Consider the following 15,625-nt stretch of genomic DNA (forward strand, 5'->3'; position numbering starts at 1 on the left):
TAATTTTTTCACCATTAAGACATTAAGATAATTTAGCTTTATGAAACTTAATATCTTAATGGTAAAATTTAATTTTTAATTTTTAATTTTTAATTTTTAATTTTTAATTTTTAATTTTTAATTTTTAATTAAAGAAATATTTATTCTTTAAAAGCATCCAATGCCGGCGAAGGTTTTCCGTCAGAAAGCCAAGCATTAAGTTGATAACCGCTCCAGCTTTTTTCGCCTTGTGGTTCCCAATAAATAACTCCTAAACCTTTATTATTAGGCACACTTTTTACCGCTTTTATAGTAGCTTCAAGCATTTCTTTGGTGTTTTGTACTTGTTCAAAATCTCCGCCAACTTCAACAACCATAACTTCTTTATTGTATCGTGAAGCCATATCTTTTAGATTATTTTCTAAATCTAAAATCGTGCTTTGATAATCGGTTTTGATCCAATATGGATAATAGGACAATCCAATTACATCATATTTTACCTTATTTTCAGTCGCTTTATCAAAAAACCATCTGAATTTTTCACTTTTATTTCCTTCATCTAAGTGAACAATTACTTTAATTTTTGGGTCGATAGCTTTTGTCGCTTCATATCCTTTATCAAGTAATTGTGCTAACTGACTAAAATTGTCTGTGCTGCCTTCCGGCCAAAGCATACCGCCCGGAATTTCATTTCCTACCTGAACCCATTCCGGAGTTACTCCGGCTTTTTTCAACAGTTTCAAAACATCATAAGTATGCTGATAAACATCGGTCAACAATTCCGGAAAAGAATGTTTTGCCCATGCCGCAGGTTTATTTTGTTTGCCGGGATCTGCCCATGAATCGCTGTAATGAAAATCGATCATGATACGCATTCCCATTTTTTGCGCGCGAACCGCCATGACAACTGTTTCTTGGGGACTACAGTGTCCGCTGGCTTTATCATCATTGGGGTTTACCCAAACGCGCAAACGAATGGTATTTATTCCGCGGTCTTTTAATAATTGCAGACAGTCTTTTTGAGAACCGTCTGCATCATAAAATTTATAACCTGTTGCTTCCATTTGCGGCAGCCAGCCTACATCTGCTCCGTTTGAAAAGGAGTTTTTTTCGCTGATCATTTTTGATTTACACGAAGTAAAAGCAATACCAATCAGCATTAAAAAAGAGGCAATTTTAAATATTTTTTTCATGTTTTAGTCTTTACTGAAAGCTTGCATTACTGATAAGGCATTGTTATCAAAACTGTATAAAGCCTGATTTTCGAATGTTGAACCGCTTTGAGATTGCGGTCCTTTAAAAGCAACCCACTCGCCTCCCCAATACGCAAATCCTTGTCCGAATTCTGATGTTTTTACTAGGTTTTTAATATCCATAACAAAAGTTCTTTGTCCGGCAGGGGTTGCAGGATATCCCGGAACTAACTGATCATTTGTACCTACAATATTGTTAGTCTGATCATTGTGCAATAAGGTAAATGGATATGCGGTTTCTGCAATCAGGACTTTTTTACTGAATTTCTTTCCTAAAGCATTAATAGTATTTTTTACTTCTGTTAAATCTTTACCGTGCCAAACAGGATAATAAGATAATCCGATATAATCGTAATCAACACTTTTCATTTTGTTAAAAAACCAATCTGTCCCGCCGCCATTTACACCAGCATAATGAATCATTATTTTTGTGTTTGGCGATTTACTGCGAACCGCTGCGCTTGCAGCACTTAATATTGCAATACATTGTTGTTCATTACTGATTAAGTTTCCTTGCGGCCATAATAATCCACTATTGATTTCATTACCAATTTGAATAATATCAGGATTGATTTCTGAAATTATTGTTGACGTATAAGAAGTGACTGCAGATTTTAAATCAGTAAAATTTAAATTTTTCCATTCTTCAGGAGTCGTCTGAACGCCAGGATCGGCCCAATTGTCAGAATAATGAACCGTAAGCCAGACTCTTAAACCTGCCTGTCTTGCTTTTTGAGCCAGTTGTTTTACTTCGGTTAAACCAGAACGACCGTTTACAGGATTTTTCCATAAACGAATTCGGACTGTATTACAACCTGCATTTTTTAGTGTTGTCAGCATTCCTTCGGCTTTGCCGTTGCTGTAAAATTTAGTTCCTAAAGATTCCATTTGAGGAAGAAAAGAAACATCTGATGCTCTGATAAAAGTATCACTTGCATCTGGTGGGTTAACAGCTGCAGCTTCGTCAGCATCATTGCCTGAGCATGAAAATTGAATTACAGTTATGGCAAGTAACCCAAGAATTTTTATATATTTTTTCATAATATGAATTGTAGTTAGTGAAATTTTGAATTTAAAGAAGAAGCCTCAAAATAAGCTGAGGCTTCTCTTATTTTTTAATTCAATTTATGGAGTTGATATGAACATATAACGACCGTCTAAGTCATTGAACCAAATTTCATATTTTCCAGCTTCTACAATAATGTCACCACCATTATCTCCCCAGCTTACATCCCAGCTGTTGTTTGCTTTGAATTTCATTTTTCCGGCTTTTAAAGTTTGCGTAACTTTCCAGATATGGGCATCAAAATCAGATTTCACTAAAGGAACTTCAGTATTCCAACCTGTATCATCGCCTGTTAATACAGATCCTGTCAAACCAATTGTTGCATACGTTGTCATTGGTCCTGTATAAGGTGTGATTTTGTATGTTAATTCTTCCAGATTAAGTTCAAAACTATAATACCCTGAAGCTGTCGTTGGGAAAACTCCCGGATCAGTATCGCTTTCTGTTGCTCTGTATTGTACTTTGGCACCATTTGTTCCGTAAGCCGGAGCCCAGAAACCAATTTGCTCGATTAATTTAAAACCATCTTTATTAAAATATCCAGTATAGTAGAACTTTGCATTTTCCTTTGTATCTCTGTAAATTGGCATATTATTGCTCGTTACGCTCCAACCTGCAGCGGTACCAGGACCAACTAAAAACAAATCAATTTTAGGAAACACACCTCTGTAAGGAGTTAAGTTAATAGTGATTGGCGTAGAAAATTTTGGTTCTGAAAGTGTTGTTCCAACAGTAGATTTAATTCTCACATCGATTGTTCCTTCAACATCAGCAGTTAAACCAAGTTCAAGGGCTTTTGCATTAAGTTCTGCCACTGTAATAGCTGCATGTGTAGACGTAGAAGATGTAATATCTAATGGTGCTGCAAACTCTGTATTACTGGCTGCAAATTGTACTGTATAGGTAACAATTGTTGGGTTTCCGTAACTTACTTTTTCCCATGTTACAGTCAGGGCAGTATTGTTTGGTGTTTCTTTATTTAAAATAGTAGAAGATCCACTTTCTGGAGTTATGATAGAAAAAGCAGCTTCCTGAGGTTCTAAAATCATTAAATTTTCTTCGTTTTCACAAGACCAAAATCCTGTAAGTAAAACAACAGCTATAAATAATTTATATATAAGTTTCATTTTGTATATCGTTTAAGTTTAAAAAAAGTTTTAGTAACCCGTGTTTTGAGTTAAATTTCTATTAGCTCCCAATGATCCTTCCGGAATAGGAAAAACACTCATGTAAGAAGGAATAGAGATTCCTTTTGAAGAATTTCCTTTCCATGCCCAATTGTAAGATCCTCCGGTATATTTTCCAAAACGAATTAAATCTTGTCTTCGGTGTGCTTCCCAGTGTAACTCTCTTGCTCTTTCATCAATTAAAAAATCAAGGGTTAATTCACTTAAAGTAATGTTTCCAACAGTCGAATTACTATTGGCTCTTTGTCTTAAAGCATTTACATAATTTAAAGCCTGAGTTGTTGTCCCGTTTCCGCCTCTTAAAGTGGCTTCTGCATACATTAAATAAACATCGGCTAATCTGAATAATGGAAAATCGGTATCCGCATAAGTAGAACTGATTCCGTTAACTCCTGTGGAAGTTTTATTTGAAAATTTAGATAAAATATAACCTTGTGTTTTTACACCAATATCTTCAATATCAATAGATCTTTGTTTTCCCGGATCGCCCTGAACTCCTTTTCCTATTGTATTTCTGGTATCCTGACTGAATTTTGCTCCGTCAAATTTTTGAGCAAATTCTTTTCTGATTCTTAGCGCTCCTGTCCAGCCGCCAATTCCAAAATCGGCACCATTATTTTCCCAGGCACCAATTTGTCCGTTTGTTAAAACAGTTGTTGCGCCCCAGTTTTGAGAAACTGCTCCATCAGACTGGATTCCGAAAATGATTTCTTGAGAAGTGTTGTTGTCTGCCTTAAAATTGTCCAGATATTTTGGTTTCAAAGTATAACCGCCATCAATGATTTCGTTACACATTGTAATACAATCATTAAAACGATCCGCCTGAATATATATCTGGGCATTCAAATACATTTTAGCCAAAATCATACGCGCCATAGATTGGTCTAATCTTCCGTATTCATTTGTTCTGGGTGCTTTTAAATCTGGTAAAACGGCTTTTAATTCACTTTCGATAAAATCAAATAATTGCTTTCTGTTAAACTCTGGTCCGGTAAAATTTACAGGATCATTTTCGGTATACATTGGTGCTTTTCCAAATAAGTCCATCATATTGTAATAAGCATACGCTCTTAAAACGCGGACTTCTTTGCGGTAAAGCTCAATATCAGCTGTATTTGTAATACCTCTTGAACTTAATTTTTCTGGTGTGCTTTGACGTAAAAACTCGTTTGCATACGATACAGAAACCATGGTTCTGCTAAACATTCCTAAAATAACAGGATTTGCAGGTGTCCAGATATTACGCTGCAATTCTGCCGTTCCTCCGTCATTTTCATAACTCCAAACCAATTCGTCTGTTGTTAATTCCTGCAAGTATAATAAACATCTTGTAAACTGGCTTGTTCCGGCGTCTACACCTTCAAGCGAAGAGTTATCAGGGCCCAAAACTCCTGTCAAGGTTAAATTTCCGTACACTCCGGCAAATGCTTTTTTGTATCCGTCGGGTGTAGAAAATAGTACATCCGAAGAAAGAACGTCGTCATCTTTCGAAACTACATTTAAATCATCTGTACACGACTGAAAAATTACAGTCAATGCAGCTATTGTTAGTATTATATATTTTTTCATGATTTCGTTATTAAAATTTAAGATTAACACCAAACAGGATTGATCTTTGTCTTGGATAAATCGTTTTATCGACACCGTTATTTGTAATTTCAGGGTCTAAACCACTGTATTTTGTAAGTACAAAAACGTTCTGAACTCCAGTTGACACTCTTAATGAGGTTTTGCTGTTTAACCAGTTATTCAATGTATAACCTAACGTAACGTTATCTAATTTTAAGAACGAAGCATTCTCTATATAAAGATCTGATAATACAACATTTGAAGTCGTTTGAAAATTAGTTTCTGTTACCTGAGATGGAATATTACTTAAAACACCTCCGTTTTCCATAGCGTCATATTGTGCTCTGCTGGCATCAACTGCATTAAAAATTCGATTGCCGACACTTGCTCTTAAATTGAATGAAAAGTCAAACTTCTTGTAATTCATATTAGAGGCAAATCCTAATGTAAAATCCGGATCCGGATTATTATAAATGTATTTATCTGAATCATTTTTAATATTGTCGCCATTTAAATCTGCAAAGGCTCCGTCAATTGGTTTTCCTTCGTTGTTGTATAATTGCTTGTATACATAGAAAGAATAAGGCGTATATGCTTCTCTAAAAATTTGTCCCGGAGTTCCTGTTCCCGCGATATTGTCACCTAAAAAGATATCAGTTCCGTTAACCAGATTTTTGATTCTTCTTTCGAATTTGGCAATATTAAAGTTCATATTCCAGTTGAAATTTTGTGTTTTAACGGCATTCGCATTAAGCGTAAACTCTACTCCTTTTGTGGTAAAACTTCCAACATTTTGATATACGCGGTTCGAGAAATTACTACCATCAGATATTGCAGCGTTTACCAATAAATCTTTAGATTCTTTGTAATACACATCAAGTCCTGCAGATAAGCGATTGTCTAAAAAACCAAAATCAAGACCTGCGTTGTATGAAGTGGTTTCTTCCCATTTCAAATTGTTTGTTCTTTTTGAAGGAAGTGCTACCGGAACCGGACTATCTCCAAAATAATACTCAGAATTTCCACCGCCTACCTGGTATTTCTGCAAATATCCGTTTGGCTCAGGAATATCCTGCTGTCCTGTAATACCGTAACTTAATCTTAATTTTAAATCAGATAATACAGTACTGTCTTTAAAGAAATCTTCTTTGATTTTCCATGCAAATGCTGCCGATGGAAAATTCCCCCAACGATTCGCTTCTTCAAATCTTGATGAACCGTCTCTTCTGTAAGACAACGTTAATAAATATTTGTCTCTGAAATTTAAGTTTGTTCTGGCAAAGAATCCTAATAAAACAACATCTGTATCTAAAGTAGTTTCAGGAAATGTTGAAGGCAAATCAGGATTTAAAATATTACCGGTTTCAAATCTTGAGCTTTGAAATTTTTGATACGAATAACCGCCCGTCATTTCAAAATTCAATGAATTAAAAGTTTTGTTATACACTAAATAAGTATCTAATAATTTATTTTTTCTGGTAGCTTCTGTATATTCATTTGTACCGTACGGAATGTTGTTGTTTGATGGAGCGGAACCGGCATCAGCACCAACTAATCTTCTTCTTTCTCCATTTGATTCATCAAAACCAATATTTACAACCGCCCTTAAAGCAGGAAGAAAATGAAATTTATAATCAATTTCAAAATTTCCAAAAATTCTGTCATTAGTTCCTCTGTCATTTGTATTCAACAATTGCGAAACAGGATTTCTTGCTGCAGTTGATACTAACGGGTAATTCCCGTTTGCATCTACACCAGTAGTATATTCAAAATATCCTCCATAAGGCGCACCATCCACTTTAATAGGTTGTGTTGGGTCAAAACCAATAGCAGCTCCTTCAACAGCATCTGTAAATCTGTTTATTTCGTCTGTATAATTCGCCGAAAGCCTAAGTTTTAAATGATTGTCAAAGAACGCAGGGTTCATTACCAAACCAATTGTGTTTCTTTTAAAATTATTGGTTAAACGCAATCCTTGCTGATCTGTATTTCCCAGCGTTAAACTTGTTGGAATAACATTGAATAAATTTCCTCTAACGGCTAAACTTTGATCTACCGTTCCGGTGTTTCTGTAAATTGCTCTTTGCCAATCTGTATTTGCAGTTCCCAGCTTATTTAGGTCATCGCTTCTTCTGTCTGCAATCACACTTCTAAATTCATCGGCACTAAAAACATCAACCGTTTTAGTCAGCCTTCCCGCAGCATATTGTACATTATAATCTACAGATAATGTTTTGCTTCCTTTTTTAGTAGTAATAATTATAACACCATTTGAAGCGCGAGAACCATAAATTGCTGAAGCCGAAGCATCTTTTAAAACCGTTATCGATTCAACAGTTGCCGGATTTAATGATGCTAAAAAGGAAGAAGAACCTGTATTTGTAGCATTATCCAGAGGTAATCCGTCAATAACAATAAGAGGATCGTTACTTGCAAAAAGCGAACTTCCTCCTCGAATTCTAATTTGAGAACTAGAACCCGGAGCACCCGTTGAATTTACGGTTAAACCCGCTACCCTTCCATTAAGCAGATTTTCTGTTGTAATGTTATTTCCTTTGTTAAAGTCTTTTGTAGTAAGTGCTGTAACAGATCCCGTAGCATCTTTCTTTTTAACGCTTCCGTAACCTACCTGAACTACTACTTCTTTTAATAAATTAGTGTCTTCTTCAAGATATACCGTTATATTTTTCTGTCCGGCAGCCGAAATGGTCTGATTGGTATAGCCGGTATAGGAAAATGTAATTTTATAATCGGCCTTTACTCCGGATAATTGAAATTTTCCGTCAAAGTCAGTCGTGGTACTGATATTTGCTCCAGATACTTTTATATTTACTCCCGGTATGGGCTGCTTGGTAGATTTTTCCAAGACAACTCCGCTAATTGTGTTCTGAGCAAAAACACAAAAAGGAAGTAAGAGTAATAAAAGTAAAAATTTGGTTTTAATTCTTTTCATACTTTTTTAATTGGTTTGGTTTAAGTTAGTTTTTGTTAATTGGTTTGGTTACAAATCATTGCAGGCATATAATTTTTAAAGAAATAAAGGGTATTTTCTTTTGGATAATTGTTTCTGCAAAATCGTTTCTTAAGATTATAAACTGGTTCTTAAAATAAGCTTACTTTCTTGTTTTTTTTTAGAATAAGGAAAGATTTCTTCCGGTAAATTTTAATTGGAATGCTGGTCATGTTTAAATTGGTTTTGGTTACGATAATTAGTTAGTTGGTTTTAGTTGACTTATTCTGAAAAATAATAAAGTATTACTACTCAAACGTTATAGCTTGTCAACTGATTCTGCAAATTAAGTACAGAGCAAGGTATTTAGACAGGGAAAAATTCATTTATAAAAGGGGACAATTTCGTAAAAGTGTACACATGACACTTCAAAACAACATATTCTATATTTTTTTGCTTTAAAAAAAATGATAATAGGAATAATTGACCTTTAAAATAAAAGAATTAACAATCAATTAGTTTGTGGTTTTTAATACGTATATTCTCAAAAAAAAATAATTTTAAAAGTCTCAAATCTTGATTTTTAAATGAGAAAATTCAAAAAAAATAGCAAGATCAGAAACTATCCATGTTTGGTGTAATTATTTTAACCCATAGAAACATAAAATTATTGCAAATAAAATCCGTTTTTATCTGCGTTTTTACGAAGTAAATCTGTTTAATCCGCGTCAAAATTATACGCTGATAAAAACGGGTTTTCTAATTACTTTCTTGATTAAACTGTAGTAATTTTATAGATTTCCGCTTAATCTAATGACATTGTGCTTCGGGGATATGTATGAAAAACTAGTTTCTTTTGATTTACCTTTTCAAAATCATAAAATCTATGTTTCTCTGTTTTTAATTTAATTTTTATACATAACCAACAGGTTATTGTTAATCTAAAAAAACCAGTAGTGTTTTTTAAACATTACATAATAATTGTGTTAATTTCGCAAAGTATCAGATTTCAAATATTTTCACATAAAAAATTGATCCAGCTTTCAGATCACATTCCTTGTATTTTTCGTATATCAAAGAGCCGCAAGCTTTTTAAACAAATTTCTATGAATAAGCTAAAGTCCTTTCTTATTATTAGCCTTCTTTCTATAAATGTATTTGGACAGAATTACCCAATAAGATATCTTGATATTTCATCAGGACTTTCTAATAATTCTGTTGCGACAATATATCAGGATCAAAATGGTTATATGTGGTTTGGAACTTTTGACGGACTCAACAGATATGATGGAAATGATTTTAAAATTTACCGTAATATCCATACTGATCCCAATTCTATTCAAGGAAATGCCATTAGCTGTATAGAAGGTGACTATCAAAATAATTTGTGGATAGGAACAACAGCAGGTCCAGTTGTTTTTAATGCAGAACGCTCTTCTTTCAGTCCGCTGAAATATTATGATACAAACAAAAAAATCAGGCCTTTAAAAATTACCGCTTACGAGATAATTGCTGTACATTCTCAAAATATAATTCTCGTTGCCACAAAAGAGTCGATCGTACTTTATAAGGAAGGTGAGAAAATTGGAACGGCAATTCCTTTCAATGGAAAATTAAATTATATCGCAAGATCAATAGCTTATAATGCAAAGAAAAAAATATTTTATGTTTTTGTAACCGGCTCTGGTCTTTGTCAATATGATCTTAAATCTAAAAAACTAACACTTCTCAACAATACTATTACAGGCGCAAATTGTCTAAAACTGACAAATGAAGGACTGTGGATTGGCTCAGATGAAGGTGCTTATCTGTACAATAACAGTCTGAATACTTATTCTAAAAATTACTTTCCCGAAAAAACAGTAGTACGTGATTTTTTTCAGCAAGACAGCAGACTTTGGATTGCTACTGACGGTGCGGGTCTTTACACGATTACAAAAAAACAGTCTGCCCCTGTTTCTTATCGTGCCAGCGGACCTGTTTCATTACTTAACAGTAAATCTCTTTATGATATTTTTGAAAGCAAAAACGGCGAAATGTGGTTTGGAACGCTGCGCGGCGGCGTAAGTATGATGGGGAAAAAACCGCTTTATTTTAATCATTTTAAAAGCAAAGATCCGCTGACTAATAAAGAAGATGAAGATCCTGCCGCAAACTTCATGCTTTCTTTCTGCGAAGACGACAAGAAAAATATCTGGATTGGTACAGATGGCGCCGGAATGCGATATTGGAACAGAAAACAAAATACCTACGACGTTTATTCTACAACATCGTCTGGCGGAAGAAAACTGCAAAGTAATTTTGTTACAAGTATAGTCAGAGATTCTGATAATGCCATCTGGGTGGCAATGTGGAAAGGCGGAGTTTGTCGTATTGATCCAAACTCAAAGGCAATTCAAAATTTTTCGATTTATAATCAATTCACTAAAAAAGCAGAACAAGAATCATGGCTGCTCTTTTTAGATTCAAGAAAAACCTTGTGGCTTGCTATAACTAATGCAGGTGCATTATATCAATTTGATCGAAAACAAAATAAATTCATTTGCTACAGCAACACTTTACGCGATGTTACCTGCCTCTATGAAACCAAAGACGGAAAAATTTGGGGCGGAACTTTCAATTCGTTTTTTGAGATAGATCCAAAAACAAAAAAAGTAAAAACCTATCATTCTGAATACACAATCAGATGCATAACTGAAGATCAAAACAACAATTTTTGGATTGGTACTGTAGAAGGCGGTTTGCTTTTATTTGATCGAAAAACAGGCACTTCTAAAAAATATACCACTCAAAACGGGCTTTCGAGTAATACCGTACTTCGCCTTTTAGAAGACAAAAAAGGAAATTTATGGATGAGTACGTATCACGGAATTTCCAGATTGAATCCAAAGAATAATACTTTTAGAAATTTTGGCGTCGCTGATGGATTGCAGGGAAATCAGTTTAGCTGGAATGCGGGCACAAAACTTTCTACAGGAGAATTTATTTTTGGAGGTATCAACGGATTCAATGTTTTTGATCCTGAGAATATAAAAGACAAAAAAAATACCGGTAAATTTTTATTGAATGATTTACTGGTAAACAATCAGTCTCTAAAATTAGACAGTCCTTATGTAACCGGAAAAAAACTCGAAATGATAAGCGATGTCGAGCTTCCTTATGAAAAATCGGCATTAAGTTTTGATTTTGTTTATCTTGACTATGTTAATTCTGAAAAAATAAATACCGCTTACTTTCTCGAAGGCTGGGATAAAAACTGGAATTATGCTTCAAAAGATAATAGAGCAAATTATTCCAGATTAACCGAAGGAACTTATGTTTTTAAAGTAAAAACAACCGATATTTTTGGAAATTGGACCAATGAAGTAACGCTGGCAACAGTAACAATTCTTCCGCCTTGGTACAGAACCTGGTGGGCCTATACATTTTATCTAATCGCTGCAATCGCCGCCATTTATGCATATGTAGGTTATCATAAAAACAAGGAAAGACTTCGCTACGAAATAAAACTTGCCCGAATGGAGCATAAAAAAGACAAGGAACATGCCGAAAAACAATTTTCTATGTTTACGTATATCGCGCATGAATTGCGAACTCCTTTATCTTTAATTATAAATCCGCTTAAAAGTGCCATTGAAAGAAAAAACCGTTCTGAAGACGATCTCGATCTAAATCTCGCCTATAAAAATGCGAAACGATTATTGAGTCTTACCGATCAATTATTATTGTTTAGAAAAGCCGAAACAGATCTTGATGAACTCAAAATTTCGAAGATTAATTTAAACTCGCTTTGTCGCGAAATCTACGAAAGCTTTACACAAATGGCAGCTGTAAAAAGTTTAAATTATCAATTTATTGAAGAAAATACACCGACCGAAATATATGGTGATTATGAAAAATTAGAGATTACACTTTTCAATTTAATCTCAAATGCTTTTAAATTTACTCCTAATAATGGATCAATAACTATTGAGATTAACGAGAATCTTGCTGATGTTTCGATCATTATATCTGATACTGGAACCGGAATCAATGAAAATGAAATTGACACTATTTTCGAAAAATTTAAACAAAGTCAGTCTAAAGCCAGCAATGGTTTTGGGATAGGACTTTATGTTGCCAAATATTTCGTGAACAAACATCATGGCGAAATACAGTGCAAAAGTAAAATTGGAGAAGGCACTTCATTCATTATTACGCTTCCAAAAGGAAATAGCCATTTTGCAGAAATGAATATAAACGAGAATCATTCGCATATGTCGCCACTTGTGGGAGAACTTCTCGAAGGAATGCCAGCCGATAATCAAAATACATCTGAAAATAGAATTCAGCCATCGCATCCGGAAAATCTACAGGACGAATTAATCAGTACAAAAAAAGTCTTGCTAATTGTTGAAGACAATCCTGAAATGAATCATTATCTGGTACAGCTTTTCTCCAAAACCTATATTGTTTATTCGGCAGCAAATGGACTTGAAGGATTAAAATTGGTAGAAAAACACATGCCGGATATTGTACTGAGTGATATCTCTATGGAAGGCATGAACGGTTTGGATTTATGTAAAAAAATTAAGCAAAATGATGATTTAAGCCATATTCCGGTAATACTTCTCACAGCTACAACCAGTAATGACATTCATTTGCAAAGTATTACAGAAGGTGCAGACGATTATGTTACCAAACCTTTTGACAGTGATATACTTCTGGCAAGAGTTGATTCTGTTCTTCGAAACAGAGGACAATTGCGCAAGTATTTCTTAGACAGTATAACACTTCGTGAAAATATAAATAAAGTTCCTACTGAATACAAAGAATTTCTGGATAAATGTATTGAAATTGTTGAAGCTAATCTTGAAAACAGCGAATTTAATCTAAAGAGTTTTTCTGCAGCAATGGGTATGAGTCATTCCAGTCTTTACAAAAAGATTAAAGCAATTTCGGGGCAAACCGTAAATGTTTTTATCAGATCTATCAGAATCCGCAGAGCCGCAGTAATCATGCTTACTGAAAATATTAATATCGCGCAGGTTGGTCCTCAGGTTGGTATAGAAGATCAGCGTTATTTCCGTCAGCAGTTCATAAAATTGTTTGGAATGAAACCTTCTGAGTATATCAAAAAATATAGAAATTCTTTTAATAAGGAACTGAATATCATCCAGAAAAGAGATATTACATAATTAGGATTTTTTGAGGATTAGTTAATTCATTGTTGACAATAATCGTAGTTGGCTCTGATGGCAAAAGATTAATCAATTATGTAAACGATAAAATTCATGAATATATAAAAAGAAAAAACTCCAAAATCAAATAACTTTATAGAATAGCAATTTTTTGTAGAATTTTTCTTAAAATTAACATATAAAAAATTGGATTTTAAAATTCTTTGCCATAACATTGACATAAAATTATTCTTACGTTTTGTTTAAGTAAAGTGTACGTTGTTTAAATTAATTTGTAGATAATTTTAAAAAACTATTTATTAATTAAAATTTTGGGATTTATGAAATTGGAAAGTCTAAAATTAGAAAAGTTTAAAGACAGTGCTTTAAAAAAAGAACAAATGTTTATGTTAAATGGAGGTGGTATTCCATCAGGTGGAGGTAATATTAATGCATCTCATAATGGTCGACCAGCAAATTTTAATTATGGTTATGATTCTTATCGAAATGGAGTTCTTACATTTCATGATAGAACTAATGTAGTATTTCTACAGGTCTTTCCCGACGAAACCCTTCCTACCTTAACATTAACTGAAGAAGATCTTAAACCTTAATATTTAAACAGTTTTTTCAAGTCTGAATTGTTAAATACAATTCAGACTCTTTCTGAAATGTTTGTTAAGTAATTTAATAATTTACGTAGTACTATTTTGAGAAAAATATTTATAATATCCCTAGCTGTTATCATAAACATCGTGTCTATCAATTTATCATTTGGACAGAACCATCCAAAGTATAAGATATATAATCAAAGTGATTTTGAAAAAAACAAAGTATTTAATCAAGTATATAGTTTAAGGATTGATAAAAGCAATTTGGAGTCACAAGCAGAGGATAGTATATTTTATTTTATAGATGCAAGAAATTATAAAGGAATAATTAATTATGGAGTAACATTTCGCAGCAAGAATCATAGAAACTTTCATTTTCTTGAATATTTATCTATGTGTTTTCTAAAAATAGAGATTAATAAGTGCTATTATAGTCAAAAAGATAGTATTATAAATATAGAAGGTTTTGTAAGCGGAAATTGGGATTGGGGATCGAATCAACTCATTCAGGGTAAAAAGATGAAATCCAATATTGACATACTTCTTGGCAAAAAAACTGATACTATAAGGTCGTACTATTTGGGTAAGACTGTAAATAAAGATAGTGTTGAAGTGAAATTTCATAATAAAGAAGCAAATGAATTCACTGTTCTGGATACATTTCCTGCGTTTTATTTTAAAAAATATTCTCATTATAGAACATCTTCTCAATATGGAAGGCTTCCATTTAAAATAAGCGGGAAGGTTACAAAGAATACCTTGCTTGCATTTGGCTCTTGGTCAACTTATTCTGAAATTTTCGATTTGGGATCTATGATTTATTATCCTGAGAAGAATCAACAAAAAAAAGTAATTAAGAAGGAAGAACTTGACTGCATTCCTATAATCACAGCTAATAAACTGGTATCTGATATTGAAAAAGAAAAAACACAAAAAGAAGAGATCAATTATTACACCCATACACAAAATGCTGAGAATTACATCTTAGCCAGACAATATGCTAAAGCAAAGGAAGAATATAATCTTCTTAGTCAAAATTATCCCATCTTGTTTGCCAGAGATATTAGCAACGCTGCTCGCTGTGCTATTTTATCAAGAGACTTTAAAACTGCTTTTTTGTGGAGTGAAAAGCTGGCATTAAAAGGTATTGAACTATCTTATTTCAATTCTAAAATTTTTAATGGCATGCGGAAAAATCCGGAATGGAAAATTTTTAGTATTAAATATGACTCTATCTGCAAATTGACAAAAAGCAACTGGAATCTCAAATTAAAAAAAGATCTAGACAATTTGCTTAACGAAGATCAGGCTGATTATGGATTAGAAAACCGAAAAAGCCCAAAAACATTGTATGAAACTACAGAAAGAGTGACAGGCAAATTGATTGATTTATTGAAGAAAGAAGGCTTTCCATCAGAAGAGAAAATAGGCAGCCTGGTCGGAAAAGATACTGTTTTAATATCTTTTCCTGATTTTTATGTTTTAATCCTGCATGCCATGCAGCAAACACCCAAAAATATGACAGCTTTAAATGAATTGTTGGACAAAAGCAGTAATGCTTTGGAGTACGACAAAAAAAGAAACTTCAATAATATTTTAGGAGCGGGTTCTTGTTTTCGTATTTACAAAGGCAATTTATACAATTCTAAATCATGCGGTAGAAATGATTTAGAGGTTAGGAAAATAAGTTTCAAATTCAACAATCCTCATGGTTTTATTATGGACTATGGAAATTTTGTAATTGAAGCATATGATGCCAAGAATCCAAAAACGGCAGATGATTATTATAAAGAAAATTATAATTTAATTATGAAACTTACAGATGACTGGGAATTTTATGATAAATAAAAA

At 33.3% G+C, this 15,625-nt stretch carries 8 protein-coding genes; 3 read left to right on the forward strand and 5 right to left on the reverse strand.

Translation table 11 applies throughout. The features are described 5' to 3' along the window. Window positions 1-140: 140 nt before the first annotated feature. The 5 genes from BUE10_RS20275 to BUE10_RS20295 form a co-directional block, all read right to left on the reverse strand. A complete protein-coding gene (locus BUE10_RS20275; RefSeq protein ID WP_073488406.1) occupies window positions 141-1,172 on the reverse strand; it encodes a glycoside hydrolase family 53 protein in 1,032 nt (343 codons plus the stop codon). A gap of 3 nt (window positions 1,173-1,175) precedes the next feature. Next, entirely contained in the window at window positions 1,176-2,273 is a 1,098-nt protein-coding gene (locus tag BUE10_RS20280) for a glycoside hydrolase family 53 protein (protein WP_073488409.1), read from the reverse strand. Window positions 2,274-2,357: 84 nt separating this feature from the next. Beyond that, window positions 2,358-3,425 carry a SusE domain-containing protein gene (locus BUE10_RS20285; protein WP_073488411.1) on the reverse strand — a complete coding sequence of 356 codons (1,068 nt, stop codon included), beginning with the start codon at window positions 3,423-3,425 and terminating at the stop codon, window positions 2,358-2,360. Window positions 3,426-3,455: 30 nt separating this feature from the next. Further along, window positions 3,456-5,054 (reverse strand): RagB/SusD family nutrient uptake outer membrane protein, encoded by a 1,599-nt coding sequence (locus BUE10_RS20290; RefSeq protein WP_073488633.1) that lies wholly within the window; start codon window positions 5,052-5,054, stop codon window positions 3,456-3,458. 10 nt (window positions 5,055-5,064) lie between these two features. Beyond that, window positions 5,065-8,007, reverse strand: coding sequence for a SusC/RagA family TonB-linked outer membrane protein (locus tag BUE10_RS20295; protein ID WP_073488414.1), 2,943 nt, complete (start codon window positions 8,005-8,007; stop codon window positions 5,065-5,067). A gap of 1,103 nt (window positions 8,008-9,110) precedes the next feature. On the opposite strand from BUE10_RS20295, the gene BUE10_RS20300 reads away from it, so the two are divergent. From BUE10_RS20300 to BUE10_RS20310, 3 genes are all read left to right on the forward strand, one after another. Continuing rightward, window positions 9,111-13,181 (forward strand): hybrid sensor histidine kinase/response regulator transcription factor, encoded by a 4,071-nt coding sequence (locus tag BUE10_RS20300; RefSeq protein WP_073488416.1) that lies wholly within the window; start codon window positions 9,111-9,113, stop codon window positions 13,179-13,181. A gap of 323 nt (window positions 13,182-13,504) precedes the next feature. Beyond that, a complete protein-coding gene (locus BUE10_RS20305; protein ID WP_073488419.1) occupies window positions 13,505-13,777 on the forward strand; it encodes a TIGR04149 family rSAM-modified RiPP in 273 nt (90 codons plus the stop codon). 141 nt (window positions 13,778-13,918) lie between these two features. Beyond that, window positions 13,919-15,622, forward strand: coding sequence for a hypothetical protein (locus BUE10_RS20310; protein ID WP_234984778.1), 1,704 nt, complete (start codon window positions 13,919-13,921; stop codon window positions 15,620-15,622). Window positions 15,623-15,625 lie beyond the last annotated feature (3 nt).

The organism is Flavobacterium sp. CF108 (genome assembly GCF_900129795.1).
Taxonomy (GTDB): Bacteria; Bacteroidota; Bacteroidia; order Flavobacteriales; family Flavobacteriaceae; genus Flavobacterium.

Bases quoted from the DNA above. Each gene is read 5' to 3' on its own strand.
- BUE10_RS20305 (WP_073488419.1), top strand. From the start codon at position 13,505: ATGAAATTGGAAAGTCTAAAATTAGAAAAGTTTAAAGACAGTGCTTTA.
- BUE10_RS20280 (WP_073488409.1), bottom strand. From the start codon at position 2,273: ATGAAAAAATATATAAAAATTCTTGGGTTACTTGCCATAACTGTAATT.
- BUE10_RS20285 (WP_073488411.1), bottom strand. From the start codon at position 3,425: ATGAAACTTATATATAAATTATTTATAGCTGTTGTTTTACTTACAGGA.
- BUE10_RS20290 (WP_073488633.1), bottom strand. From the start codon at position 5,054: ATGAAAAAATATATAATACTAACAATAGCTGCATTGACTGTAATTTTT.
- BUE10_RS20275 (WP_073488406.1), bottom strand. From the start codon at position 1,172: ATGAAAAAAATATTTAAAATTGCCTCTTTTTTAATGCTGATTGGTATT.
- BUE10_RS20300 (WP_073488416.1), top strand. From the start codon at position 9,111: ATGAATAAGCTAAAGTCCTTTCTTATTATTAGCCTTCTTTCTATAAAT.
- BUE10_RS20295 (WP_073488414.1), bottom strand. From the start codon at position 8,007: ATGAAAAGAATTAAAACCAAATTTTTACTTTTATTACTCTTACTTCCT.